Raw genomic sequence first — 26433 nt, 5'->3', positions numbered from 1 at the left:
AGTTGAGACGGGATACCGTCAGTGCGCAGCTACTGAAGGCGTTGGAGCGTTGGCTTCCATACCTGCTTTCCCGTTTTGTCGATATAACCCCATCTTCCGTCCCGCGTTACAACTTCGGCCAGACCATTGTGAAAGGGATGAGCCTGGGAAATGTCTCTTAGTTGAATTACCAATTTGCCTGTTGTATCGATGTATCCCCATTCTTTGCCGATTCGTACCGCCGCCAAGCCCTCCGAGAATCCATGGGTAAGATCGAATTTTGGCGGGATGGCCTGTTTACCCGACTGATCGATGAATCCATATTTCGTATCAAAAAGGTTTCGGGCCAGACCATCATTGAATTCCCCCATACAGAAGAGCAGTCCTGCTGACCGCTAGGGCCCGGTAGGCGGGAGGCGGCGCGAGATGCTGCTGCGGCAGCCGACCTCACTCTAATCGGCAAAGCGGAAAATGCGTATCACGCTACGAGTGGCACATACATCGATTCTTTAAATGCTCTTCAAGACTTACCTGCAAGTATCGCAAGCGGTCAGGCGGACGGGCACAATTTCTCGATCCTTTCTTCATCACGTACAGCCTTCAAGGCACAGTCCACCCCGACTGATATAGGTAAGACAGGAATCAAGACTTGTACGATCGATCAGACTCTCACTATCGCTTGTCCATAAAGTCGGCTTTCCGGACAAGTGACCCTTGGCTCAACCGCTGCCAACAGGGCAATGCACTCATCGAGGTATCGGGTCAATGCAGCTTTTTGGCAAATGTCCGTATAACGGACATCTCGTACAGTTGCTAAATTTCTTCCGAGAAACCAGTATCCCGTATCGCCGAAGAATGCAAGCTGGTATCCAATAGCTCTGACGCCAGTACAGAATATCGCTGAAGATTCAGCTCAAAATCGGCTCTCCAGTACAAAATAGCGATAAATCTGACAGCTGGTGGCTGTCAACTACAACGCTAATTCGTACTGAACAACGCTAATTCGTACCAGTACGAAATAGCGTCGTGCGCGGCCAGCCAGATAAGGGGTGACGAACGTGTCAAATCTCTTACCATGGCACCCGTGCCGTCTTAATGACGAGATTTTGTCTTCCTGGATGCTCAGGATTGCGGCCGGAAATGACGTGTCCGTCAGAAGACTTTGCTGGTGGCTCGGGGACTATGGCAAAGTACGTTCCACAGTAATATGGGTAACCGGTATTGCCCAATTAGTTCCAAAAGCATAATTCGGCTCCCCAAAATTGATCGGGCGGGTGGCCCGGGGTCTAAAACGGCTGAATCCCTGGGTGCCCCTTCTTCGGCACGTTTTTCTCCTAAGCTGGGCATTCGCGCAAGGGCGCCGACAAATCTGAGACTCGCCGAACAAGAAAAGTGACCTGTGGCCATCACCTAGGCGAATGATCCCAAAGTATGCGAAAGAGTCGTATCAGATAGTAGAGAGGATAGAGCAACTTGGGGAGAGCGAGGGCCGCTTGATCTCTCTCATTCGGCCGCACGAAATCAAGCGACAGAAGAAAATTGATGCGATCTCGGAATCCGAGCAATTGGATGCCGTAAGGTAGGCGTGCCGCCGGTCTGTTGCCCGGTGCGTTAAACAAACTCTCCTCGATATATTGCGCCAGCTTGCGTGCGGTAGTGTCGGACTCATAGCGCCGCAGAACAGCCGGAGGAACTGCGGCACCCGCGACTCGATGAGCAAGAAGCACGCCGAGGGTGAGCGTTCGTCGCAACCCTAACCGTTTGCCTTCGTGCAAAACCTCCTGCCAATCAAGACCAGGTACCGAATCCAGAAGTTGGGCGACATCGCGGATCCAGATAAGCCGTGACCACACATGCTTGCTCCCATGCATGCAAAGAACCAACAAGGTAATCTCGGGGCTCATAACCGGAACTTCTGCGCCCGCCAACATCGCGGTTCGCCGCCGAGGCCATACCCAATCCATACCAAGATCGCGTTTGAAGTGTCGTGAAGAAAGCTCCAGTCTCCAGCGAAGCTCCATCACCATTCCGTCCGTTTGCCGCTCGAAATGGTATTCGTAACAGTACGACGGAACCGGCATACCATTGGCCCGCACGGGAGTTTTCAGCTCGTACCCCCGCTTCAGAAGAATGGCCGCTGCTGGCAGGACGTCCGTGTAGCGGATAAGAACATCCAGGTCGCCGGCAGGACGAGTCGTGAGGTCGTGGTAGACGGACGCCCCCAACACGACTCCCTTAAAGGGCATGGCGGCAATCTTAGCCTGATCGAACGCCCTAAGAAGGCTGATCAACTCCGCTGCGTTCGCCAGGCTGTGGAACGCATTGCGATCGTACGCGGCTCGCAGGCGTTCCTGCATAACTGGCGGAACAGCTGGACCCATCTCCCCGAGTTGCGAGGCCAGCATCGGCAACATTCGATGCTCCTCCGCCATACGAAAGAGCCCATCCCAATCCCGGACTCTCTCCGCGAGCCAATCAATCCGATCAGCGGCACCACCCGCAGGCAGGCGGGCAATAGCGCGCAACAGTTCGCACGAAGCGTGATCCGCCGACACCTGCAATGGTGTGGAAATCCCCATGCGGCTCCCCAGATTCCGGCCAGTATATAGCCGCAGGAACCCCTGACACGTAAAGAAGGATAGGTACAGAGAGGATTGATTACCAAGGGGACGTTCTAAGTTACCAAAGGAAGAGTGACAAAAGGTTCGAGCGCGCGTAAAGTCTGCAGCACAGAGTGTTACGCAAACGGCCTCCGCTTTTCAGGTTGAGAGAAAAGTTGAGAGAAAGAGGTCCTCCATGCTGGTAGAGCGTACGAATTCAAATGCCTTAGCAGTCAATCCTCTTCCCGACGGTTCAAAAGTCATCGTGGACTCCGAGAACCAACGTGTTTTTGCCTTGAACACAACGGCTGGCGCAGCTTGGGATGCGTGCATCACTCCGGCAACGTTGTCCAGTGTGGCGGAAAACATGCGGCGCTCGTTCGACCCAGCGATAACCGAAGAACTTGCGGAGGAGGCGATTCTGCAGCTTCGGAAGCAGAAGCTCGTTCAGACGTCAGGATCATCCTCGCAAGGCACCCGCCGCCAGTTCATCGCAACGTTGGGCGCCATCGCTGTTCCCTCGTCGTCTCTTTATCGGTCGCTGAGCAGCGGGCGTACGCCGACGATGCAGGGTCCTCACGGCCTAAGCATAAGCACCCTAAAAAAGATCATTAGCGTTTGCGGCTTTGAAGTGTGCTTTGCGCGATCTATGCCGAAGACGGTTTCCGGGAACTGAGACCTCCTCGGCGTTCTCAGAAGCGCCACGATCAGATAACTGGAAGTCCATCCTCCTCCGGTCCTCGAAAATGGCATATCGAATGCCCAGCGCTCGGAACCAGTGCTCTCTTATCAGGGCTTACGATGGCGACGCAGGATGGTTTCGAAGTTCGCGCTTTCGGCTGTGACATTCAAGTGGAAGCGGCTTGTCTTGAAGCGTACGCCGTCCTGGAACGCTACGTCTTCCCTTCACTGCCAAGAGCAGTTAGAACCAGCGACCGGCCTGATCTCTTCATTCGCCTGATTCAAGTTGCGGATCAATTTCAGTTGTTGGTAGACGCTGCAGTGGTGGGATCGGCTCACACGGCGGCCAGCTTGGTGCCAGACCTCATAAGAGTATTGGACGAGGCCGTGATCCAACGGCTGACGACGCTGCGGGCCATACATGCGGGCGCCGTCTTATGGGAGGGACGGGCATTGCTGCTGCCCGGCGCCACGCACTCCGGAAAATCGTCGCTCGTGGCCGAATTCCTGCAACGAGGCGCCACTTACTTCTCCGATGAGTATGCGCTGATCGATTCAGAGGGGTGTGTGCACCCGTATCCACGTCCCCTGCTCCTCCGGAATAGCTGCCCTGAGCAAATCCCGGTGCTTCCGTGTGAGTGGAACGCTCCGATAGGAGAGACACCGGTGCCGGTTGACTGGATTCTGTCCCTTGAGTACCGGCCCTCCCTCGCCTGGAGTGTCTCCCCGGTCTCGCAAAGCGAAGCGCTGCTAATCCTGTTGCAGAACACGCCACATGCTTTGGCGGAATCGCCGGATCTCGTGGAGGTATTCCAACGTGTGGTTGCGGGAGCCACCTGTTACGCCGGGCGCCGATCCGAAGCCACACATGCCGTCGATCAGATTCTGCGCTTGGTTAGCGGCCCTGTGTAATCCAAGACCTCAGCCAAGCCTCGACTCGGCACAGTCGTCGGTATGAGCACAGCGGCGGCTACCAAGATATTTGCGGACCGACGGGCGGCCCACATCTGAGATCGGGTGCCCCATGTCCTACGAGTTTTCGGGCCCTCGCCCGGTCCAGCAAGTGGATGCCAGAGAACGCCTCGTCTCTGCTGAACACACGATTCTTCCAGCGTGCTTCATGACCTGAAGCCGGACTCAAGCGATGAGAACAAATCAGCGGCCCAGTTCACTATTTCAATCCGAACCAGCGACGGCTCCCGTATTGTCGGCCATCCGGAATGTATGGTTCGCCGCGTTGTCGCAAGCGAAAAGTGAGAGTGACGGGTTGGTCTGCGCAAATGTATTCGTCAATAAGGGCGAAGATGTTGTCAAGGGCAAAGATATCCTTCCCGTTGCCTGGAGCAACGCTCGGAGTCGAAGCTTAGAGACCAGAGCCCGAGCGGATCCCTTTGTCGAATCATCTTGGGTGGAGCGTTCTCCACCAACCATCAATTCGGTCACAACTGCGACCATGATTGCTTATTCGGACACCCAATCTTTATTGGGTGCGAGGGCGCCTACTCAGCCTGTCGGTCTTGCTTGCGCTGACCAGAATACATTTCAGGCTACCCTCGATGAAAGAATCTGTGGATACGGTGTCTGTGTACGAAGCATCCAATACATCCGTATCGCAAGCTTACGAGCCGTCGCCACCTTGGCGACGGTGAAGTGCTTCTGATGGCAACGGTGCAGATATTCTTTTCGCAATTCAGGATCAAACCGTACCGCGATGTTGGCCGCTTCCACCAGAAGAAATCGCAAGAGCCGGTTGCCTTGTTTGCTGATCCCACCCATCCGCTGCTTTGCTCCGGATGAATGCTCTCGAGGGGCCAATCCCAGGTAGCTGGCGACCTGCTTGCCACGTGGAAAGCGAGGGACATCTCCCAGGGTCAGCACAAAGGCAAGTGCTGTTACTGCACCTACTCCTGGCTGACTCATCAGGAGAGGCACACCTGGATAGCCTTTGGCCACTCGCGTCACTGCCTCGTTGAGGCTCTCGAGTTGAGCATCCAACATCGCCAGTAAGTTCAGTAAGTCCTTCCTGCGTCGATCTGTCCATGGCTCCAGCGGTAGGCACGCGAGCGCCGCTCGGCCCTCCGTGCTCCACAGCTTCTGCTTTTTCTGCATTCCCTGATTCAGCATGAGGTGCTGCAATTCGTTCTTGACCCGAGTACGTATCTGCACCAGTTTGTGACGGTGTATCAACAATTGGCGATGATCCCGCATCTCGGCGTCTGGTATCCAGATCCGTGGAAACCTTCCTTCCACCAGCAGCTGCAGTATGTGTTTTGCATCTCGACGATCCGTTTTCTGCTTCCGCACGTAGCTGGCACGAATTTGCGCCGCGTCTCCGACACAGACCTCGTGACCCAACTTCTGCAACAGCTGCACGAACCACTGATCATTTCCTACGGTTTCAATGCCCACAATCGCGGGCCAAGCCAGCTTCCGATAGAAGCCTTCGGCTTCTCCGCTCGTGTGCATCAGCTTGTGTTCTTCGGTTGCTCCAGTCTCGGTATCGAGCATGGCGATTTGTTGAAAGCTAGGATGAAAATCACAACCTACTATGATCATCGGACCTCCTCCTCCCGCTGACCCTGGTCTCTAAACCAGACATAGTCTACGGGCTTCACTTGAGCCTTCGCCCTTATCTAATCAGCCTTCGTTGGAGCAGTAGCTCCTGGCCAGGATGGAATGCGCTGCGCTCTTTTCCCCATTTGTAATGCAGCCTTGAAGGGCTTCTTCCGGTTACGGGTTTTGAGAGCGCCGGGTTCGACCGTTGTGCCATCTCATTGTTTGCCAGCAGACCTGGCAGGAAAACATAGAATTCAGTAGCAGCTGGGCTGTAGTTGTGGGAATCGCGGATGCGATTTCCAAGCCTGGCTTCAGCCCGGCGTCATCTGCAGGCCAGGACAGGTGGCTATAGGCTTGGCCTGTGGTGAGCACGGCCCAGGGCCATCCGCGCCAGCTTGTTCGCCAGCGCCACGCCCACGATGTTGTAGTGAGTCCGTGCGGTAAGCTGTGCCAACCATGCGCTCAGGCCGGAAGACTGTTTCTCTCTAAACTGCAGGACGGCGCGTGCGCCCTGCACGAACAGCCGTCGTAAGTAGGAGTTCCTGCGCTTGCTAATTCCGAGCAGTTTTTGCTTGCCTCCGGTTGAGTGCTCGCGCGGAACTCAACCCAGGCTGCGAACTCCCGGCCCTTGCGAAAGGCCGCTCCGTTCCCGATGGCTGCGACGAGCGCCGTCGCGGTAAGCGGTCCGATACCAGGAATCGCATCCAGGCATCGACAGACTTCGCTCTCTTGCGCAGTCTTCTGAACCAGCGCGTCAGCTTCTTCGAGCCGTATCGATAACCACACGTTTTCGGGGAAGTTGTTATGTACTCCCAACCGGGCTAACCATCTACCGATGGGACTCGACGCCGTAGAGATTGTCAAGCGCACTGAAGAACTGTTCGTCATAACCATCGAAGACGACGAAGCTACCGCTGTCGGTACTGTGGAGGACTTCTACAACCTGATCTGTCGGAAGTTGAATGTGACCCCGCTTCAATCCCCCGTCACCTCCGCAAAGCTTCCCACAATTACGCACAAGGAAAAGAAGTTTTTGTTTCTTTCCACGCACACGCCGCTGCCAGCCCCGCCGGAAGTTCTCCCTTGGTCATCACAAGGTGTGTGGGACGCTCTGGTCGCCGTTTTTGTCGATCAACAAGGTTTGAAACGAGAAGAGATTCTCTACAGCGCCCGCATCGTCGAAGACCTTGGCGTCGACTGAAGCCGTCGGTCCCTCCTGCAAAGTCGCGTTTCTATGAGCAGGTCACTGGCGTCAAGTGGTTTTTGTTTTTCCTTCATAGCGTCATTGGTCTTTGCTGTTGTTGGTTATGGTTGTTCCGCGTTGTTGTTCTCCACCGTGTTTTCATTCGCACTTTGAGTGAGCCGTTCGTGGCTCTGTGTCGGGTTGGTGTAAGAAGGAGAAGTCGATGCTGCCAGTTTTCGGACGGCCTTGTGAAGCCCAACGCGACACGCAGTCATCGGGACGCGGGGTTGAGCAACGGTGAGCATGATTTGGATCCTCAGGCAGCTACTGCATAGAACGGGATGTACGGCTCTTGCGTGACCCAGATGCGATGAAGCAGTACTGCCAACTTGCGGCCGACGGCGACAAACGTACCCATATCCCGCAGCACATCCCCTCATTCGAACTGAATAGAAAGTGGTCCGCATGACCTTGGGCAACAAGGGATGCGGGTAACCCTCAGCGTAGGACTCACGGTATATATGCCCGAAGATCCTGCTGATTCTCCAGAACTACTGGAGCAGGCAGATCAGGCCCTCTATTCTGCCAAATCCGATGGGCGCAACCGCGTCGGAGTGTGGAGACGCCTCTCTACCATGCGAACACGCCACTTTAAACCGCTAGAGTCGGTGCGTTTTCGCCAGTTAGATTAGCGAATTGGCGATTTGTCGTCCCCCAGATAAATGTAACGGCAACTTCCGGATTGCCGACCACCTGGAACTCTGAGGAATGCTCTGACATGCGAGTTCGCTGGGTGACAGACCCTGTTCTCGCCAACTGACAATTCGGCACCACTCTCGGGGTGGTTCCTGCACGACAGGGGGAGCACGGAACAATCTCAGTCCGGATCACTGTCAAGGCCCCACTTTGCATAGCAAGAAATCCCGCATCACCCGAACAACAAACGCCTGATCGTCAACGCTTGCATAAGCAAACCGAAGCAATGCCTATATCTCCAATTTTGAGTACCATCTCGCTCATAGCCGGACGCGGTGGTCGTCGCTGTCCGTAACAAGCGACCAACATCTCGTTTAAGGTTTGGCGGGTAGAAAGATCGAAAAGCAAGTTCCGTGCGTGCCTGGATGCACGCTGCTTCGTGTCAGAATCGAGCCGCCAAAACGATCCACAATCCCGCTCGCCACCCAGAGACCTAGCCCAGTCCCATTCTCTCCCTTGGTAGTAAAAAATGGCTCAAAGATGCGACGAACGTTGGTTGCAGAGATGCCAATTCCGTTGTCGGAGATGGTGACCCGCACGCCCGGGATCGCCGAATTCTGCCAGTGAGACGCTTTGCGAGCGCGGACATCAATGGTGCCGCCTGGATCGACGGCCTCCATCGCATTAAGAAGCAGAGTCGAGAAAATCTGGCGAGTCTCGCCGGGATAGGTTCTGATCGTCGTACCGTCTAATCGATACCGTCTCGTTACATGAATCCCCTTAGCTTCGATGCGCTTGTCATAGATGCTCAAGACGCTGTCGATCAACTGTTCAACGTTCACAGGTGTAGGGAAAGCTGATTCTCTGTAAAAGCTTAGAGACTGTTGGGTGAGATGCGTCACACGACGCAACTCGCTCTCCGCCATCGCCGCACATTCCTGACCATGTGCATCCAATCCGGGAGACTGTGCCCATATGCTTACCAGGTTCGCTACAGCCTGCAAAGGATTGTTCATTTCATGAGCCAGCGTGGCCGCCAGACGTCCTGCGGCTGCCAGCTTTTCCGATTTGATCAACGCTGCTTCCGTAAGCTTGCGATCGCTGATGTCGTAAAAGCAATTGATGGCCCCTGTGATTTCTCCATAGCTGTTTTCAAGGCGGCGAATATTTACGACGACGACGACCCGAGAGCCGTCAGGCCGCTCGATGAGCACTTCCTGGTTACGCGCCTCCTGTATCTTGCCCTCCAGTACCTCGGCCATGGGGCACTGCTCGTGGGGCATAAAACTGCCGTCCGGGCGGAATAATTTGTACGATCCGCAAAATTGCTCGTCGGTGTCTCCCACCGCAGGCGTACGACCCCACAACTCCACCGCGCGGCGGTTGAAATTCTGAATCGTGCCGGAGATGTCACAGTAATAAACGGCCACAGGGCCCAGGTTGAAGAGAGTTCGAAAGCGCTCCTCACTTGCGCGCAAGAAGTCAGACGATTTCTCTAACTCTTCGTTTGCGGATTTGACAGCATGGATGTCCTGCAACGCCAGCACTACGCCATCGATCTTGTTGTCCTGCGTCCGGTAGGGCAGGATACTCAATCCGTGCCAACAGCCTTCCAGGTCCCGCACCTCGCGCTCGACCGGCTGCAGGCTGTCCAGGACCTTTGTGATCTGCAATTCGAGGTCGTGAGATGTTATGTCTGACTCTTCGATATTGAGCTTGATATCGGCAAATGGCCGCCCAATGTCGGCGGCGAGCACCTTGAACAGTTTGGTTGCCGCCGGCGTGATACGTCGTATGTAAAGCCGGCGGTCCAGCATGACGACGGGAATTCGCGTACTGTTCAGCAAATTGAGAATATCGTTGCTCAGGTCATGAAGTTCGCTGTTCTTGTTGCGCAACTCCGCATTCAGCGTCCCCAGTTCCTCGTTGGCCGATTGCAGCTCTTCCTTTGAGGTTTCCAGTTCTTCGTTCGTGCTCTGCAACTCCTCATTCGCGGAAAGTATCTCCTCGTTGGCCGACTGAAATTCTTCTTTGAGCGAGTTTTCCGATTCGATAGCGGAACGCAGGGCGTCGCGCGTACTGGCAAGTTCCTGCTTCAGCAGTCTGATTTCCTGATCGCTTGGATTGCGACCTTTGAATTTGGGTTCCGAAGCAGCTTCAACTGCAGGGGCAAGCGGCCGCGTGACATCATCGAACAGGATCAGGAAAAATGTCTATCCCGTGCTCCGTTCTCTGTAGACCGCTTGTTTCCCAGCGGCGTCACTGACAGGTTGAGCATCCGCTTGTACCCGTTCTCGGCGAACGGGATATCCTCTTTCCTGGCAGCGACGCCCTTTTTGTCGCGGCGGTAATCAACGCCCGCAGCTCGATAGCCAGGCCGTTTCGCGCCAGTTTCAACACATTCAGGCTGGGTGTGCCCGGCGGAGGCGCCAGATATGGCGTCGTCCGCCCCCGGAACTGGACCACTTCCATCTCGCGGTTGATCACTACTCCGACCGGAGCGTGTTCCGTCAGCACCACACGGTCTGCCTCGGCCTGCACATCCAGTTCATCCTTGTCCGCGGAGTGGGATTTCAGCGCGTTGCCGGAGACCTTGAGCATGCTCTGCGGGGGTAATAGCTCTGAGCAAAGTCGTAGTGTAGGCGCGATGTGATGGCTTTCTTGGCGTAAATCTTGTGCTTCTTGTCCACCGTTGAGAACAGTTCAGAAAAGCGGAGACGCTTTCTGAACTGCCCAGAACCAGAAACCCGGAGGACTTCAAGGCATAGTGCAGAATGGGAATAATCTTCTTTTGCAGCACGGGCTGAATGTAGATGAGCAGGTTGCGGCAGGCGACGACATTCATCTGCGAAAAAGGCGGATCGTTCGCCAGATTCTGCCGGGCAAAGACGCACATATCTCGTACCGCCTTGTTGACGCGGTATCCCTCTTCCACCTTGATGAAGAAGCGCGCCATGTGCTCCGGCGAGATTTCTTCCACGATGCTTTCCCGGTATATCCCGGCACGCGCCTTTTGAATTCCCTTCTCGTTCAGGTCGGTTCCGAAGATCTGCACCTTAAAACTGGAGGCTCGGTCGCCCAGGAACTCCAACAGGGTCATGGCCAGCGAGTAGGTCTCCTCGCCCGTCGAGCAGCCCGGCGCCCACATTCTGATGGTGCCTTTGTTGCCCTTATCCTTCACGATGGCAGGATAGACCTGCGTCTTCAGGGTCTCGAAAGCCTCGAAGTCGCGGAAGAAGCTGGTCACAGGAATCAGAACATCGTCAAATAATTTCTCTCCTTCGTCGGGATGCTCCTTCAAGTGACTCGCATATTCACGCAACGAATCTACTTTGAGGAGCAGCATACGGCGCAATGCCCGGCGGTGAATCGTGTTCGGTTTGTATTGGCTGAAATCGACGCCGCTGGACCTGCGAAGTTGAGCAAGGACGGCACTGAAATCTCTTGCATGGGAGGAGGGAGAATCGGGGCTGGCCAGTCCTAGGTCTTGTCGCTCCGCACCGGACTCGGCACCCGGCTTCTCCGCGCTCGAATCCTCTTCCTGTGGTTTTTCCAGGTGGCGGGGTGACAATTGAAAAACGCCGCCGGCTAAGGCCATCAGTGTGTTGGGAGGAATCACGTAGACACGGTTGGGCTGGATGGTGACGCCGGACCTAACCTCTTCGACGGGCATCTTGTTGCTTTGGCGATAATCTCCGTCAACATGCTTTCGTGGCTCGGGTCCAGATGCTGGATCAGCACGAACGGCATCCCCGTATCGGACGGCAGAGCATGGAAGAATTCTTTATAAGCTTCAAGGCCGCCAGCGGACGCTCCAATGGCGACTATGGGAAAAGAACCTTTCCCCACTGCGGCATCTTTCGCTTGGGATGTTTTTTTAAAGAGGATGCGGATTTAGAAGGGCCGGACTTCATCTTCGCTTGCTCCTGCTTCGTTCGATGCGACTTGCAGCACGCGAAGTTGTGAATCCCAACGCCGGGAGAAATCGGTGGCACCCAGAGCATCGTACAGAGCGGCTAAAAACAGCAAATCACGGGGCTCCTCTGCCAGCTCGAACGAATCTCTTAGCCTTGGGGCATCACTACCATCTGCTCCAAACAGGGTCCGGACCGTCGAATTACGGTAAATCGCCAACTCACTCACCGAACAGTGCGGACACAAGACTTTCCAGATTCTCTGGGTTCTGGGCGGATTAGAGGCTATCCGGAATAATCCCGTAGTTCCTGCAAAGTCGGGTGGATTCGATAGTCATCCTCGGAGCAAGTCCATCAGAGCTCAAAAAGCCCACTGCCCAATTATCCATGGCCAGGAATTGGCAACATCAATGGAACCGCCGTCCCAGCACGTGCGTACACCGATGCAGCCCCGGGAATCCCAGGGAAATACACGACGATGCGTAAGGAGGGGGAGCATGAACGCCGAAATACGACTCGCTTTACGACAGTTGAGAAAAGCGCCTGGATTCGCCCTGACCGCCGTGCTCACACTGGCACTTGCCATTGGCGCCAATGCTATCGTGTTCAGCGTACTCGATGCGTTGATCCTGCGACCGCTCAACGTGCCTCACCCTGAGACGCTGTTTATGCTGGAACGCGCTTACGGGTCAGACACAACTCCATCGGAGTCGTATCCGGATTACCGCGACCTGCGTGACAGGAACCGCAGCTTCGACTCGCTGGTGCTATACAACATCATGGGCGGCGTGGGGCTCGATACCGGCAACGGAAATCCCTCCGTAGTCTGGCCTTATACCGTAAGCGGAAATTACTTCGATGCCCTGGGCATTCAGCCCTATCTTGGCCGATTTATCCATGCTTCCGAAGAACATGGGCCGAACAGCGTGCCCGAGATTGTTCTGAGCTATGCGCTCTGGCACAGCAGCTTTAACGGGGATCCTGCCGCAGTGGGCCGCACTGTGCAGATCAACAAGCATCCCTTCACCATCGTCGGCGTCGCTCCGCGTGACTTCCGCGGCACCGAACTCTTCTTCGCGCCCGATCTCTGGGCTCCCATTGTCGATTCGCCGCAAATTACTGATTGGTTTTCGCTCGAGGAGCGTGGCAACCATAGCTCCTGGGCGATCGGACACCTCAAGCCTGGAGTAACACCAGGGGCAGCTACTTCGGACTTGAACACCATTGCAAATTCGCTGGCGAAAACTTATCCCAAATCCGATGATGGCCTGAAATTCTCCTTGTCCCGCCCCGGACTCGCCGGAAATACCCTCGGTCGACCCACGCGCGCTTTTATGTTCGGGCTCATGCTCCTTGCAGGTCTTATCCTGCTTGCCGCATGCGCCAATCTTGGTAGCCTGTTCGCCGCGCGGGCGGCGGATCGCTCACGCGAAATCGCAGTCCGCATGGCTCTGGGATCGCGTCGCCAGCTCATCTTCCGCCAGCTCATCACTGAAGGCGTTTTGGTCTCTCTGGCCGGGGGTATTTGTGGCATGGCGGGAGCCGCGGTCATCCTGCGCGCCCTCAGCACATGGCGACCGATTCCGAATATTCCGATCAATGTGCCAGTCAATGCGGACGTGAACACCTACGCTCTGGCCTTCCTGCTGGCTGTCTTCAGTGGCTTGTTCTTTGGCTTGGTCCCTGTCCGCCAGATTCTCCGCTCCGATCCCTGGCAGATCATCCGTACGGGGTCCACAAGTGTTGGCGGCTCACGTCGCTTTACACTGCGCGACGTTCTGCTAGGTTTGCAGATCGCCATTTGCGCGGTCTTAGTCACCGCTTCGCTCGTCGCCGTGCGCGGCTTGGCTCGTTCGCTGCAAAGCAACTACGGTATTCAGCCTAAAAACGTGATGCTCGCACAGACCGACCTGAAGATGGCTGGATATGATGCCGACAAGCGTGTACAGATGCAGAAGCGCATGCTCGATGCTGCCGCAGCAATCCCGGGCGTCACGGCCGTGGGATATGCCGATCGCCTTCCACTCAGCATTGGCGGAGGAGATTCCGACGTATACGCCGACACCACCACCGATTTTCGCCCGACAAACGCTGTAGCCGATGCCCAGAACTTCAGTGTTTCGCCTGACTATTTCCGGGCCGCCGGAACAGCTCTCCTCGTCGGGAGAGCCTTTACCATGCACGACGAAGACAAGGCTCCCACTGTGGCCGTCGTAAATCGCGAATTTGCCCGCAAGGTCTTCGGTTCCGTGGACAAGGCGGTAGGTGGCCACTTCAAGTTTTGGGGCGACAAGCGAGCGGAAGTGGTAGGCGTGGTGGAAGACGGCAAATATCAAACCTTGACCGAAGATCCCAAGCCGGCCATGTTCTTTTCCTTCCTCCAGCACTCTGCGAGCGACACCTGGCTCGTGGTTCGCTCGGAGCGCGACCCGCAAGAGATCGCCGCAGCATTGCAACGCTCGATGCGCAGCCTCGATCCAGCGCTGCCGCTCGAAATCAGAACCTGGAACAGCGAGTTGGATTCCGCCCTCTTCGCCGCTCGCGTCGCCACCGTTTCTCTCGGCGTGCTTGGATTGCTGGGTGCGATGCTTGCCATCACCGGCATCTTCGGAATGGCTGCCTATACCGTCAGCAAACGCCTTCGCGAACTCGGTATCCGCATAGCCCTCGGAGCTGGTCAACACGAACTACTCGGTGCAGCGCTCGGACGTACTTTCCGGCTGCTCGCCATTGGATCGATAGCCGGCTTGATTCTCGGCGTACTGGCAACCGGTGTCCTGTCGTCTATCGTGTATCAGGCCACGCCAAAAGACCCGGTCATCCTCGGCGGCGTCATTCTCACCATGCTTTGCGTCGGTCTCGTAGCCGCCTTGGTTCCCGCCCGGCGTGCGCTCGCTGTCGACCCGATGATCCTGTTGCGCGAAGAATGAGTTGGAGCAAAACAACTCACAGTCGACAAGTGATTACTTGCCGATGCACACATCGACACCATGATGAGTCCGCAGAAGTCGGCCAGTGTTTACAACTCCAGCCCAAATGGACGCCAAACCCGGCTTCTCGGACAATGCCCGGCACTCGTTTCCGGCAACTTTCTTCTTTGCGGACCACCGAGATGATTCACGAGCCATCAGCCATACATCCTGGGGGCGCAGGTAGGTGCGGAACGGATGGGTGGCTCTGGTGAAGGTTACGGGTATTGAGTGCCCCTCTTTCCAGACTCCTTCGAACTTGGATCCCTCATCGTTCAGCTTGCCTGAATAACTGAGCCGCAGGGAGTCCACAGAGAAGTTGAGCGTCCCGTGGCGGAAAGTCACGTTGGGAAGAAAGGCTGCGTTGATGCTGCTCTCAGGGATATCCAGGGTAGCTTTGAGAGTGTCGCAGTTTGTTGCGTTGATGTGGAGGTACACAGCCTTCTGTTTGCCACCCTCGTCGATTGATCCGACCCAATCTCCTCCGATGGGAACAGGGCGCTCGAGTTCAGCGGAGTCGGCGAGTCGCTTTAGCGTGAGGTTGTGGTCCTTTCCTTCGCTCCAGACGCCTTTGAGTTCTTTTCCGTCTTTGCTGAGGTCGCCTACGTAGGTTGCGCTGACCTGAGAGATCTCTAACCTAAGGGTTGACCCTGTGAAGCTCGCGGTTGTCACTGGAATGCCTGAAGCATCCTGATCGAGGCTGTCAAGCAGTGCGTCGTACCTTCCGTTTGTAGCTTGGTGGATGTGGAAGACCAGATGGAGGTCTTTTCCGTTCACCTTCATCGAGCCCTGCCAGTTCCCCACGACCGTGGTTTGTGCCAAGGCGGCAAAGGGAGCGGAGCAGAGGGTTGTGGCAAACAAGAGGGCGCGAAGTCTTGGGAGCATTCGAAGTCCTGAGTACAAGGAATTAGAGGAGTACAAGCAATGCTCCCGCAACGTCGGGTTTCCGGCAAGTGCGGGACTGGCGACTGCGGTGGCAACAAGTCCCCACTAACACCTCGTTTTCGAATGAATATCCCTAGCGACTGCCGGTACTTCGCTACAGGTAATTGATCAGCTCTTCAATCACAGACAGTAGAGATTGCATACGCGCGGAATTCTCTATACGTGAAGCTACGGCAGGAACATAAGCTGCAGCTTCAGGGTTGGAATGGCGAGCTGACGGTTGCGTCATCCACGATTGCGAAGCGGCCATCGGGCAGTCTGGTGAGAGTCGGGGCATAGCTACCAAGGAGCTGGCGCCTCCACCACACGCCCTGCGAACGTCTCTCTTCCAGACTCGAGAACCAGTACTGCCAGAGAACAGCACGAACCAGACGTGGCGGAGCATCAGGGAAGGGATTCCCGGAGAACAGCCCCAGCACGGAGCGATCATTAACGAGGAGAGACTCTTCCGTCTGCGGAACGATCGCATTCTGCTGCCAGGAACCGAGAGAGGCAAACCAGAGGTTCCAGTCGAAGCGTGGCTGATAGGGAGCGTAGATGCGCGGGCGTTCTCTTACGTCCTGCGGCTTATAGCGGAAGGGATATGCGTCCCAATGCTGGCCGTCGTTGGAACCTTGAAACTCAATCTCATAACGATGCGGCGTCATGACGGCAAACAGGCCATACTGATTTGCGATACGAAACGGTTCGAGCCACACCACAGGCTTTGCAGGAAAAGGAACATCCAGCCGGAACATCCGTACAAAGGGAAAGACGGTCGCGTAAAAGATCCATGCGAAGACAGCAGCGAGCAAACCCGATCGAATGGCAGTGAGCGAATCCACTTCTGTCACTGGTGTCAATGAATTTGCTTTTCTATCTGGACCAGGCGGTTCATCGAGTTTCGCATTGCCCGTATGATGAGCCTCCACATCCAGGCTGTCTCTCCAGCGCAACGGGATGAAGCGCCGTAGAAACGCATCATCGAGTAACAGGATTGCGAGTATTAGGACAAGATAGTTGAGAAAAGCGTAGTTCGCGGTGGCGATCACGACGACTTGCCACATCGTGACGATAAAGAAGCACGCGGTCTTCCAATGGCCCGGAAGAAAAGCCATCCAGACCAGAATGAGTTCCATCACCAGCGTCGCGGCGGCGGTTGCAGTATGAAACCAGTGCGGAAGATGCTGCAGGTACCACCCGATCCAGGTGGGCAGTGGGCCATTCTGGTAATACTCGTACAACGCTGTCAGGTTTCGCCATGTCGGATCCCCGCTCTCCAGTTTGACTACTCCTGACTGGAAGTAAATCCGGAACCACTCCCAGAGCAGCAGAAACATGGCGGCTCGCACAGGCGGCTGATCTTTTCCCAGGCCGGGATAGCGGCCTGATGGCGCAAGGAACAGCGAGAGGAAACCTGCCTCCAGCAACATACCGTCCGACTGGTACCCAGAGAAATCCTGCGCCGCACTTACAAAAGAGAGAAAGCACAAGAAGCAGACGACCAGCATGGTGCGTGGCCACAGATTCGCAACAAGAACAATAGAAGCGATAAGACCGATCCAGCACAGTGCCATCAACAGGCGGTCGCTACTGGAGAACCACAGCAGGGTAGGGGCGTACCAGAAGCGCAGCACGCCTAAAGGCCGCACGGTCTGCAGGTACTCCGCTGCCGGGAGAATGCCTTGCGATCCAATCAGGCCGCGAACTTGAAAGAGAAGCGCGAAGAATGCCGAAAGGTAAATCAGGCCGAGCCCACGCAGGAAAAGCCAGCGCGCGACGAAGTGATTTGTTGAACCGTATGCCGGTTCAAAGAGATAACGAAATGTGGTCTTGAGACTCTTCATCGGCTAGCTTTCATCAGTTCATTTGGGTGCTTTCGATGTCAGTTGTACCGGCTCATATGTAACAACGCTTCAGTTCGGAATGGACATTTCCGCATCTGATTAGGTCAGTGCCTGTGATCCACGAATCCCAAAGCATCTGACTGTTGTTTTCTAGCGTTCTATGACAACGGCTACCATCATCGGCTCCGGTCCCAATGGCCTTTCGGCGGCCATTGTGCTCGCCTCTGCGGGGGTTTCGACCACGGTCATCGAACGCAACCCGCAGATTGGTGGCGCATGTTCGACTGCGGAGATCACGCTGCCGGGGTATCGGCATGATCTTGGCTCCTCGGTCTATCCGATAGGTATCGCGAGCCCTTTCTTCCGGTCGCTGCCCATCGATATACCCTGGATCCAGCCGTCCGCGCCCTGCGCTCATCCACTCGATGATGGTACAGCTGTCTTGCTCGAACGTTCGATCGAGGACACTGTAGCGAACCTCGAATCCTCCGACCGCAGCAACTATCGCTCGCTCCTCAAGCCGCTCGTAGACCGTTTCCCCGAGCTTGTGCCGGAACTTCTTGGACCAATTCAACACGTTCCGCAGCATCCGCTTCTGCTCGCTCGCTTTGGCCTGTCCGCATTATTGCCGGCAGCATCGCTGGCACGTTCGCGGTTCTCCGGGGTTCGAGCACGCGCGTTGTTCGCAGGACTGGCCGCCCATTCGGTTCTGTCGCTGGAGTCTCCTGGTTCCGCCGCAACCGGCCTTGTCCTTATGGCGGCGGGACACTTCAGCGGCTGGCCCATCATCCGGGCGGGCGCTCAGACGCTGACGGATGCTCTCGCTCGCCACCTGGAGTCGCTGGGTGGCTGCATTGAGACCAGCGGCGAGGTGACACAGCTTCCTGACACGGACCTTATCCTTGCAGACGTGACTCCGCGTCAGCTTCTCCGAATCGCCGGCTCCGCGCTACCATCAACATACCGTCGCCAGCTCGAGAGATTTCAATATGGAGCTGGCACGTTCAAGATCGACTATGCTCTCAATTCTCCCATTCCCTGGAAGGCGAAGGAGTGCTCGCGTGCAGCCACCGTCCACCTTGGAGGAACGTTGGAAGAGATCATCGCCTCCGAGCGTCAGTTCACCTCCGACGCTCCATTTATCCTGCTCGTCCAGCCATCGTTGTTTGATTCATCCCGTGCTCCGGCGGGTCACCATACCGCATGGGCGTATTGCCACGTCCCTAACGGCAGTGGTCGAGATCGTGAGGCTGTGATCGAAGCGCAGATAGAACGCTTCGCCCCCGGCTTCCGGGATTGTATTGTCACGCGTTCCCTCTCCCTCCGGCCGCACTCGAGCGGTGGAATCGGAATCTGATCGGGGGCGATCTCTCCGGCGGCGCCATGAACCTCCGCCAGCTACTCTTCCGTCCCACTGCCTCGCTTTATCGGACGCCGGTAAAAGGGCTCTATCTTTGCGGTGCTTCGACGCCTCCCGGAGGCGGAGTCCATGGCATGTCCGGCTTTCACGCAGCTCAGGTTGCCATGCGACACGGCTGACCTGCCGGGTGATTTGGACGGCGACGGTCGCCGCCACGATGCTGCCTTCGTTCCGGATGAGGTGTACGTGGTCACCACCGGGATCAGGACGCGTCAAACGAGCGGAAACCCCGAGGCCCCCGGGGTCTCCTCACCGCACATCGCATCAGTTAATGCTCTGGCAGGTCTCTGGTTGTGGCACATCGATCCGGCGGTTCATTTTCAGCGGATCATGCGGAACGAGTTGGACAGCAACGTTCGCTGCCGGTTCGGTTGAACTTTCGTTACGTATGATGTGCTCTTCGCCCTCGCCGGGATCTACGAACGTGTCCCCTGCGTGATAAACGTGCGGCTCGCAGTCCGCATGGTACTCCGTCAAAGTTCCAGCGGTGACAATGATGAGGCTATGACCCGGGTGCGTGTGCCAGCCAGTGCTTGCGACAACACCCATCGTGACTGGCGCCCAGGTATTGCTCTGTATATATAGGTCCGACGCCCCCTTCGTCTTCTGCAACGATAGCCACGCGTTACCCTCGAATCCGGCGGGAAGCGATTTCTTTCTGGCGTGGTTGAAGACTTCAAATTCCTGTAACGTGCCGAAGTAGAGCGTCGTGCCCTTGAACCCTGTAGTGGCAGTTGTGGCCCAGACCTTTCTTGCGTAATGGTGGGCCGCCACCAGGATCGCGGCAGAAAACAACAACACCAACCAAATCTGTCTTCGTCTCATGTCGATCTCCTCTTCTCTCTGGCGTCGCCGGATGGAGACGCATGCGGACACAATGGGACACGTTGGCAGGTACCTTCAAGCGGTAAGGCGCAGAAGTGCAGCCATTCCTTGATTTGCCATCGAATGCAGTCTTTTGCTGTGTCTTTACAGGCAGGGAGGCTACAATTTGGGTCGTCACAAACGCGGGCCACCAGGAGAGCGTGATGGGTGAACCGACCGTTGGCGCACCGCCATCCGATAGACCGCTTGAAGACCGGCTGGATTCGTGGAAGGAGATCGCGGCCTACCTCAAACGCGATGTGACGACGGTCCAGCGCTGGGAGAGGCGGGAGGGGATGCCTGTCCACCGACACCAGCATGAAAGGATGGGCTCGGTCTACGCGTCTCGGGCGGACCTGAATGAGTGGATGCGCAGCCGGAATCTTCGAGTAGGGCAGGAGAATGGGAACAATGCCCTATCGCCCGATCCTCTAGCACAACGTCCGCGGTCGGCGATATCGACCTTTCTTACCAGATGGACTTTCGTCTTGCCGTTGGCAGCGGTGGGATGCGCGCTGGCGATTGGCGCAAGCTTCTGGTTTCAGCGGACGGAGCACTTCTGGCGAAACCCGATCGCCGACGCGCGGTTTCAGACAGTCACGGACTTCGGTGGAATGGAGCAGGCCGCTGCACTGTCACGCGACGGTCATTTCGTGGCGTTTCTCTCCGACCGCGACGGGCCGATGGACGTCTGGGTCACGCAGGTCGGTTCCGGACAGTTCCACAACCTTACCCGCGGGAGCGCGCCGGGACTCGTCAATCCATCGGTCCGGAACCTGGGGTTCTCGCCCGATGGCTCTTTGGTCACGTTTTGGGATCGTAGGCAGGACGGTTCGAGTGGCGGCAACATCGGCATCTGGGCGGTGCCAACTCTGGGCGGACAACCGAGGCCATACCTGGAAGGCGTGGGCGAGTTCGACTGGTCGCGCGAGGGCACCCGGCTCGTATATCACACACCGGGCCCCGGAGACCCGCTGTTCGTGTCAGATGGCGGCGTACGATCAGAGAATCGTCCCATCTTTACTGCGCCTGCCGGTGAGCACAGTCACTTTCCACTGTGGTCCCCCGACACTGCGTTCATCTACTTCTCCCAGGGCGGGCTCCCAGACAAACTGGACATCTGGCGCATCAGGCCAACCGGTGGAACTCCTGAACGGATCACGTCGCACATGGGGCGCGTGATTTATCCGGTGTTATTGGATAGGCGTACCCTGATGTACCTCGCCAGCGATCCCGATGGTTCGGGACCGTGGCTTTATGGCATGGACGTCGAGCGCCGCATTCCCCACCGGCTGACCTCTGGACTTGACCCGTACACGTCACTAGCGGCCAGCGCTGATGGTCGCCGTCTGGTTGTTACGCGCGCAACTCCTAATAGAACACTCTGGCGCTTGCGAATCGGTGACTCACCTACAGCGGGATTGGAGGCTGCTCCGATCCCTCTGACGACCACCATGGGATTCTCCCCACGTTTGGGTCCCAATTATCTTCTGTATGTCTCGGCGACCGGCAGAGGCGAGAGCATCTGGAAGCTCGCCAACGGGACCACCACAGAGTTGTGGCGCGGCGAGGGAGCGCGGGTCTTTGGCGGCCCGGCAATCTCTCCTGATGGACGATATGTCGCATTCTCGATCCGGCAACACGGGCAAACTTTTCTGTACGTGATGCTGGCGGACGGCACCAACGCACGGATCGTGGCGGATTCGCTCGATCTGCAGGGCGCTCCGGCATGGGCACCCGACGGCCAGTCAATCACCTCGGCGGCCGACGATCACGGTGTCCCACACCTCTTCCGCGTGCCGGTCAACGGTCGCTCCCCCACTTCTTTTGTCCAGGAGTACTCGGTCGATCCCGTGTGGGCGCCCGATGGCCGCTTCGTTGTCTATTTGGGCCCCGACATCGGCACCACATTTTCTGTGAAAGCCGTCACGCCCGAGGTCACACCGCATTCTCTGCCGGCCCTGACCCTGACTCGGGGGCTCGACACCTTGTCTTCCTGCCCGGAGGACGGGCACTGGTGCTCCTGCGAGGAGAGATTGAACATAAGGATCTCTGGCTCATCGACCTGGAGACGGGCGCCGAGCGGCAGTTGACGAACCTCCTTCCCGAATTCGACATTCGCGACTTCGACATCTCCCCCGACGGTCGTGAAGTTGTCCTCGAACGAATGCAGGAGCGCTCGAATGTGGTACTGCTGGATCTTCCCCGACCATAATCTGCCAGGATCCCAAGCAGTCGCCGCGCTCTGAATAGCAGGCCGTTTACCGAGGCTTTAGAGCCGATGCACAGGTCTCGATCGGCCTGATGGCGCCTACGCGGCATTGCGTGCGCAGCTACCGGGCAATCTAATTCCGACTGGACAAATCTTCGTGCGGTCGTAGGTATCTACATCTCCTGGACGCCCTGGGTGACGCAGAACTCCAGTGCGCTGCGCTGTCCCTGCGGCTGGGGTCTGCAGGGTCGAAATGACATCAATCAGAACTAGAACGAAAGACGGCGCAATTTAGCCGCTCCATTGGACTGTTCTCGAATGACGGGCAACCCGGAAGTTACGCAGTTGTGCCTGTGAAGTCAGCGTTTGCGGCAGGTTCAAGGTCGAAGTTTCTCATAACCCCGGCGGTCTCAACCGGTCGGTGCAACACCATCTGATATGAATTCATTTTCTAAAGGTGGTGTTTATGGCACAAGGAAAACGGAACAGGCTTTCCACTGAGCAGCGGACGGAGATGTGGCGCCGCTGGAAGTCGGGCGAGTCGTTGCATGAGATTGGGCGTGCCTTCGGTAAGGGGCATGGTTCTATTCGGTTCCTGTTGACGCAGCGCGGAGGTATAGTTGCTGCTGCTCGTCGGCGTTCACCGCGAACGCTGACGCTGGCCGAGCGGGAAGACATCTCACGTGGAATTGCATCCGGTTCGTCGATTCGGGAGATAGCCAGCGGGTTGCAACGGCCTGTGTCGACAGTGAGCCGGGAGGTGTCGCGTCATGGCGGGCGGCCACTCTATCGAGCCAGTGAAGCCGATCGTCAGGCCTGGGAGTCGGCTCTGCGACCCAAGGTGTGCCTTCTTGCCATCGAAGAGAAGTTGCGGACGATCGTGGCCAGTAAACTGATCCTGGACTGGTCGCCGGAACAGATTTCGAAATGGCTGAAGGTCCACTATTCCAGCAACGAGAGCATGCGTGTGTCCCACGAAACCATCTACCGCAGCTTATTCATCCAGGCCCGCGGAGTGCTGAAAAAGAGCTGGTTGAGCACCTCAGGTCCAAGCGGCTTATACGTCGCTCACGGCACTCGCGCGCTGCGGGACAGTCTCGAGGTCAGATCGTCGATGCCATCTCTATTAGCGAAAGACCTGCCGAGGTTGAAGACCGCGCTATTCCCGGTCATTGGGAGGGCGATCTGCTCGCAGGCAGCAAAAACAGTCATATCGCAACCCTGGTGGAACGACATTCGTGTTTCACCATGCTGGTCAAAGTGCCCAGCAAAGACACAACGACGGTCGTCGCCGCGCTGAGCAAGCACGTGCTCAAACTGCCCTCCACCCTGCGGCGCTCCTTGACCTGGGACCGAGGCCACGAGATGGCCAAACACAAGAGCTTCACGGTGGACACGAATGTAAAGGTCTACTTCTGTGATCCGCAGAGCCCTTGGCAGCGCGGCACCAATGAAAATACCAACGGCCTATTAAGACAGTACTTCCCCAAGAAGACCGACTTGTCCGTCCACTCTCAAGCCGATCTCAACAAGGTAGCTCTGCGCCTCAATCAACGCCCGCGACAAACTTTGGGCTTTGAAACTCCGGCGAGTAAACTGCAAGCCAGGGTTGCATCGACCGGTTGAGCCCGCCCACGTCATCGGAAAGTTCGGGGCCGACAGGTTGAAGTTGCCGAAAACCCGTCCTGAGCCACCTGTCCGAGATGCCGACTTGTCGCCAAAGTGACTTAGATACAAGTTTAACATATTGAGAAACTGATCGAGCCATCTCGCACCGGGAACCACCCACGAATGGTGACTTGATCATTCTTTTCAATCCATCCCGTCGGCAACGACGAAGCCTTCCATCGTGATGCGCATTTAGGTTCCTCTACTAGCGATATACTTTTTCCGTTCGACCGCGTTCATCGGTCTCCTATTCCATCCGTAGGAGGTACCACCATGTCAGTCCCACCCCCGCCGGCGGCCTGGGCAGCAACTCGAACTACATCCTCACCAGCCAGTGCAACAACATCACCGGCCTCAGCGTCACCATCAACGTCACCCAGGACATCGTGCATCAGGACTCCTCCGGTATCTGGTACCACGGCTTCGGATTCCAGCTCAACTGCAACTCCGCCCCCGACTTCTTCAACGCCTGGCAGCAGTTCATCTTCATCGTCCTCGGCACCCCCATCGGCGATCCCCAGATCAACCTCGCGCTTGCCGACTACACCGCCTCCACAGACTCCATCTACGTGGACTACTTCGGCGTCCTCGTCTTACCCAACCTCGTCCTCTCCGCCGGCTACCAGCTCCAGATGCAGCTCAAAAACGACGTCAACGACAATATTGTCGGCATCACCTGGATCATCACCGATCTCGGTTTCCTTCCCGCTCCCAACACGCCCATCACCGGATACTGGTCCCCCAGCCCCAACCCCAACACCCCCGCTTTGACCCAGCAGCACATCAGCTACATTGGCATTGACGCACATATTCACGAGCGCCTCCACGACCCCTCCTACAACTGGGTCGACAACGACCTCACCCTGCTCTCCGGCAACGGCATCGCCCCCGCCGCCGACAGCGCACTCGATGCCTACTTCGGTCCCGACAACGGCGAGCACGTCAACTTCATAGGCACCGACGGCCAGGTCCGCGAGCTCTACCTCGCCTTTCGCGGCCAATGGGTCAACAACGACCTCACCGATCTCTCCAGTGGCACCCTGCCCCTGCCCAACACCCCGCTCGACGGCTACGTGGACCAGGACGGCGGCCAGCACGTCAACTTCATCGGTACCGACAACCACGTCCACGAGCTCTTCCTCGCCCCGCACAGCCACTGGATCGATAACGACCTCATCCATAAGTCCGGCGACGGCATCGGCCCCCGCCCCAACAGCCCTCTCGACGGCTACCTCGACGCCGACAATGGCCAGCACGTCAATTTCATAGGCACCGACAGCCACGTCCGCGAGCTCTACATCGCCCCCCACGGCCACTGGGTCAACAACGACCTCATCCACCTCTCCGGCGACGGCATCGGCCCATCCCGCACCAGCTCCCTCTGCGGCTATCTCGGCCCCGACGGCGGCCAGCACGTCAACTTCATCGGGACTGACGGACAGGTCCACGAGCTCTACATCACTCCCCACGGCCACTGGGTCAACAACAACCTCAACCAGCTCTCCGGCAACGGCATCCGGCCCGCGCCCAACAGCCCGCTCTCCGGCTACTGGGGCGACAACAACTCCCAACACGTAAACTTCATTGGGACCGACGGCCACGTCCGCGAGCTTTACATCCACCCCAACGCCCAGTGGGTCAACAACGATCTCAACCTGCTCTCCGGCAACAGCACGGTCCCCGCCGCCGACAGCGCGCTCCACTCCTACGCTCAACCCGACGGCGAGCAGCACGTCAACTTCATCAGCGCCGGCGACGCTCACCTGCACGAGCTCTACATCCGCCCCAGCCACCAGTGGGTCAACAATGACCTCAACGACCTCCAGCTGGTCAACTACACCGTCCAACCCCTGCCTCTCAACACCGGCCAGTTCGCCCCCATCAACGCCTTCCAGGTCAACCTCGTCGGCCCCATCAACTCCGACGGCGCCGTCCTCTCCGCCGGCGCCGGAACCATCACCTACTCCGCCCGCACCCCACTCACCGTCCAGAACTCCATCCCTTCCTGCACCGCCAGCCAGTTCGGCACCGCCGAAACCGCCAACAGCTTCTACGGTTCCCTCGACGCCGGTCCCAGCGACCTCATCACTCAGACCTTCTCCACCAGCAGCTCTCAACCCATAATCCATTTTCACGGCCCAGTGCCCACCAAAGGCCTTCAGCTTCCCCTCGAACTCAATAAACCACTGAAGCCCATCCGTCGCTAACCCCGATGTCTGTCCGACGGACTTTCCCACCGGCGCCACAATCCAGGAAATTTCAAAGCCGCTGAAAACGTTCCCGGGCCGCTGTGGCGTCCTAAATAGTACGAAATAGCGTTTAATCTGACTGGCTTAGGGGCCGCGTGACGGATGTTCCGTGGGCGTGATTCGAAGGACGACTACTTCGCTGGACAATCCTTTCGCCCGGTGTCTGCGACGCTTGCGATCAACCACTTTCCGTCCTTGCGGACGATGTTGAATAGATCGGTTCCGCAGTGATCTACCTTGCCGTCTACCACGAATTCAAATGGAGCCCAGACGACTGCGAGGTCGTTGTCGATTCGGATGAGTGGGTCGTGGATTCGCTCCTCGATGTGGGTCTTTCCCGGTCTTCCTACCCGGTCTGCGAAGGCTTCGAAGGTCATCTGGGTTGGGTTGCCATCGCGCATGAGAACCATGGTGCCGCCGGGCAGAAGAGGTTCCTTGATCGCGGCGGCGTCGCGTTTTGCCATGCCGTCAAACATCGCCTGGACGGGAACAAGGACGGCCTGTTCTTCCGGTGTTGCGGCGTGGAGTGCGGGGGGCAGAGAGCCGATGACCGTTGTTCCGGCGACAAGCAGGAGCAGGCGCAGTGAGTGAGAAGTGTTCATGGGGTCCATTTTAGCGGTAGTGATTTAGCCGGGGGCTGGGTGGAGTCTTATGCGGCAATATCTCTTTGT

At 57.1% G+C, this 26433-nt stretch carries 24 protein-coding genes and 3 pseudogenes; 12 read left to right on the top strand and 15 right to left on the bottom strand.

The genetic code is table 11. From position 1 onward, the window contains the following. Positions 1-29: 29 nt before the first annotated feature. A complete protein-coding gene (locus RBB80_RS04265; protein WP_433967062.1) occupies positions 30-350 on the bottom strand; it encodes a WG repeat-containing protein in 321 nt (106 codons plus the stop codon). 1035 nt (positions 351-1385) lie between these two features. Then, positions 1386-2558 (bottom strand): nucleotidyltransferase domain-containing protein, encoded by a 1173-nt coding sequence (locus RBB80_RS04260; RefSeq protein WP_433967061.1) that lies wholly within the window; start codon positions 2556-2558, stop codon positions 1386-1388. Positions 2559-2775: 217 nt separating this feature from the next. On the opposite strand from RBB80_RS04260, the gene RBB80_RS04255 reads away from it, so the two are divergent. Both RBB80_RS04255 and RBB80_RS04250 read left to right on the top strand, forming a co-directional pair. Further along, entirely contained in the window at positions 2776-3255 is a 480-nt protein-coding gene (locus tag RBB80_RS04255; RefSeq protein ID WP_433967060.1) for a PqqD family protein, read from the top strand. A gap of 125 nt (positions 3256-3380) precedes the next feature. Beyond that, a complete protein-coding gene (locus RBB80_RS04250; RefSeq protein WP_433967059.1) occupies positions 3381-4172 on the top strand; it encodes a hypothetical protein in 792 nt (263 codons plus the stop codon). 630 nt (positions 4173-4802) lie between these two features. On the opposite strand, the gene RBB80_RS04245 is transcribed toward RBB80_RS04250, so the two are convergent. The 3 genes and pseudogenes from RBB80_RS04245 to RBB80_RS04235 all read right to left on the bottom strand — a co-directional run. Continuing rightward, positions 4803-5816 (bottom strand): IS110 family transposase, encoded by a 1014-nt coding sequence (locus RBB80_RS04245; protein ID WP_433967058.1) that lies wholly within the window; start codon positions 5814-5816, stop codon positions 4803-4805. 346 nt (positions 5817-6162) lie between these two features. Further along, a pseudogene (locus RBB80_RS04240) lies at positions 6163-6405 on the bottom strand (transposase); the annotation flags it as partial. A gap of 26 nt (positions 6406-6431) precedes the next feature. Beyond that, a pseudogene (locus tag RBB80_RS04235) lies at positions 6432-6704 on the bottom strand (transposase); the annotation flags it as partial. Between RBB80_RS04235 and RBB80_RS04230 the strand changes: the two are divergent. Next, positions 6652-7017 (top strand): hypothetical protein, encoded by a 366-nt coding sequence (locus RBB80_RS04230; RefSeq protein ID WP_433970130.1) that lies wholly within the window; start codon positions 6652-6654, stop codon positions 7015-7017. The pseudogene RBB80_RS04235 and the gene RBB80_RS04230 sit on opposite strands and share 53 nt — an antisense overlap. Positions 7018-7121: 104 nt before the next feature. Here RBB80_RS04230 and RBB80_RS04225 read toward each other — a convergent pair whose 3' ends face one another. Further along, positions 7122-7304, bottom strand: coding sequence for a hypothetical protein (locus RBB80_RS04225; RefSeq protein WP_433967057.1), 183 nt, complete (start codon positions 7302-7304; stop codon positions 7122-7124). 144 nt (positions 7305-7448) lie between these two features. Between RBB80_RS04225 and RBB80_RS04220 the strand changes: the two genes are divergently transcribed. Beyond that, positions 7449-7691 carry a diguanylate cyclase domain-containing protein gene (locus RBB80_RS04220; protein ID WP_433969480.1) on the top strand — a complete coding sequence of 81 codons (243 nt, stop codon included), beginning with the start codon at positions 7449-7451 and terminating at the stop codon, positions 7689-7691. A gap of 378 nt (positions 7692-8069) precedes the next feature. On the opposite strand, the gene RBB80_RS04215 is transcribed toward RBB80_RS04220, so the two are convergent. From RBB80_RS04215 to RBB80_RS04200, 4 genes are all read right to left on the bottom strand, one after another. Further along, positions 8070-9677, bottom strand: coding sequence for a PAS domain-containing protein (locus RBB80_RS04215; RefSeq protein ID WP_433967056.1), 1608 nt, complete (start codon positions 9675-9677; stop codon positions 8070-8072). Between the two features lie 277 nt (positions 9678-9954). Then, positions 9955-10296 carry a hypothetical protein gene (locus RBB80_RS04210; RefSeq protein WP_433967055.1) on the bottom strand — a complete coding sequence of 114 codons (342 nt, stop codon included), beginning with the start codon at positions 10294-10296 and terminating at the stop codon, positions 9955-9957. Then, entirely contained in the window at positions 10244-11368 is a 1125-nt protein-coding gene (locus RBB80_RS04205; RefSeq protein WP_433967054.1) for a CheR family methyltransferase, read from the bottom strand. The genes RBB80_RS04210 and RBB80_RS04205 overlap by 53 nt, the downstream gene beginning before the upstream one ends. After that, positions 11311-11544, bottom strand: coding sequence for a chemotaxis protein CheB (locus tag RBB80_RS04200; protein ID WP_433967053.1), 234 nt, complete (start codon positions 11542-11544; stop codon positions 11311-11313). Before RBB80_RS04200 ends, RBB80_RS04205 begins: the two co-directional genes overlap by 58 nt. A gap of 562 nt (positions 11545-12106) precedes the next feature. Here RBB80_RS04200 and RBB80_RS04195 point away from each other — a divergent pair. Beyond that, entirely contained in the window at positions 12107-14539 is a 2433-nt protein-coding gene (locus RBB80_RS04195; RefSeq protein WP_433967052.1) for an ABC transporter permease, read from the top strand. A 33-nt stretch (positions 14540-14572) separates the two neighbouring features. On the opposite strand, the gene RBB80_RS04190 is transcribed toward RBB80_RS04195, so the two are convergent. Next, positions 14573-15463, bottom strand: a complete 891-nt coding sequence (locus tag RBB80_RS04190) for a hypothetical protein (protein WP_433967051.1) — start codon at positions 15461-15463, stop codon at positions 14573-14575. A 254-nt stretch (positions 15464-15717) separates the two neighbouring features. Then, positions 15718-17349 (bottom strand): lipase maturation factor family protein, encoded by a 1632-nt coding sequence (locus RBB80_RS04185; RefSeq protein WP_433967050.1) that lies wholly within the window; start codon positions 17347-17349, stop codon positions 15718-15720. Between the two features lie 160 nt (positions 17350-17509). Here RBB80_RS04185 and RBB80_RS04180 point away from each other — a divergent pair, with 160 nt between their 5' ends. Next, the gene (locus tag RBB80_RS04180) at positions 17510-18706 is read left to right on the top strand and encodes a phytoene desaturase family protein (RefSeq protein WP_433967049.1); all 1197 of its coding nucleotides are present in this window, start codon (positions 17510-17512) and stop codon (positions 18704-18706) included. Between the two features lie 26 nt (positions 18707-18732). Beyond that, complete coding sequence (locus RBB80_RS04175; RefSeq protein ID WP_433967048.1) at positions 18733-18888, top strand: hypothetical protein; 156 nt, start codon at positions 18733-18735, stop codon at positions 18886-18888. A gap of 145 nt (positions 18889-19033) precedes the next feature. Here RBB80_RS04175 and RBB80_RS04170 read toward each other — a convergent pair whose 3' ends face one another. Further along, on the bottom strand, positions 19034-19594 hold the full coding sequence (locus RBB80_RS04170) for a cupin domain-containing protein (RefSeq protein ID WP_433967047.1): 561 nt from the start codon (positions 19592-19594) through the stop codon (positions 19034-19036). A 203-nt stretch (positions 19595-19797) separates the two neighbouring features. Between RBB80_RS04170 and RBB80_RS04165 the strand changes: the two genes are divergently transcribed. The 4 genes and pseudogenes from RBB80_RS04165 (at position 19798) to RBB80_RS04150 (ending at position 23471) form a co-directional block, all read left to right on the top strand. Beyond that, on the top strand, positions 19798-21726 hold the full coding sequence (locus RBB80_RS04165) for a hypothetical protein (RefSeq protein ID WP_433967046.1): 1929 nt from the start codon (positions 19798-19800) through the stop codon (positions 21724-21726). Further along, entirely contained in the window at positions 21723-21848 is a 126-nt protein-coding gene (locus RBB80_RS04160) for a hypothetical protein (RefSeq protein ID WP_433967045.1), read from the top strand. The genes RBB80_RS04165 and RBB80_RS04160 overlap by 4 nt, the downstream gene beginning before the upstream one ends. A 463-nt stretch (positions 21849-22311) precedes the next feature. Continuing rightward, positions 22312-22557: pseudogene (locus RBB80_RS04155) on the top strand (IS30 family transposase); the annotation flags it as partial. Positions 22558-22772: 215 nt separating this feature from the next. Continuing rightward, positions 22773-23471: an IS30 family transposase gene (locus RBB80_RS04150; RefSeq protein WP_433969478.1), complete on the top strand. Its 699-nt coding sequence runs from the start codon at positions 22773-22775 to the stop codon at positions 23469-23471. Between the two features lie 278 nt (positions 23472-23749). Here RBB80_RS04150 and RBB80_RS04145 read toward each other — a convergent pair whose 3' ends face one another. Beyond that, positions 23750-23905, bottom strand: coding sequence for a hypothetical protein (locus tag RBB80_RS04145; protein ID WP_433967044.1), 156 nt, complete (start codon positions 23903-23905; stop codon positions 23750-23752). On the opposite strand from RBB80_RS04145, the gene RBB80_RS04140 reads away from it, so the two are divergent. Further along, positions 23900-25720: a hypothetical protein gene (locus RBB80_RS04140; RefSeq protein ID WP_433967043.1), complete on the top strand. Its 1821-nt coding sequence runs from the start codon at positions 23900-23902 to the stop codon at positions 25718-25720. The two genes, RBB80_RS04145 and RBB80_RS04140, sit on opposite strands and share 6 nt — an antisense overlap. Before the next feature lie 173 nt (positions 25721-25893). Here RBB80_RS04140 and RBB80_RS04135 read toward each other — a convergent pair whose 3' ends face one another. After that, positions 25894-26364 (bottom strand): nuclear transport factor 2 family protein, encoded by a 471-nt coding sequence (locus RBB80_RS04135; RefSeq protein ID WP_433967042.1) that lies wholly within the window; start codon positions 26362-26364, stop codon positions 25894-25896. Between the last annotated feature and the right edge of the window lie 69 nt (positions 26365-26433).

This window comes from Tunturiibacter gelidiferens (assembly GCF_051013345.1).
In the GTDB taxonomy this organism is placed as follows: Bacteria; Acidobacteriota; Terriglobia; order Terriglobales; family Acidobacteriaceae; genus Edaphobacter; species Edaphobacter gelidiferens_A.
Note: the sequence above shows the minus strand (reverse complement) of the source record. Positions and strands in the feature narration are given on the sequence as shown.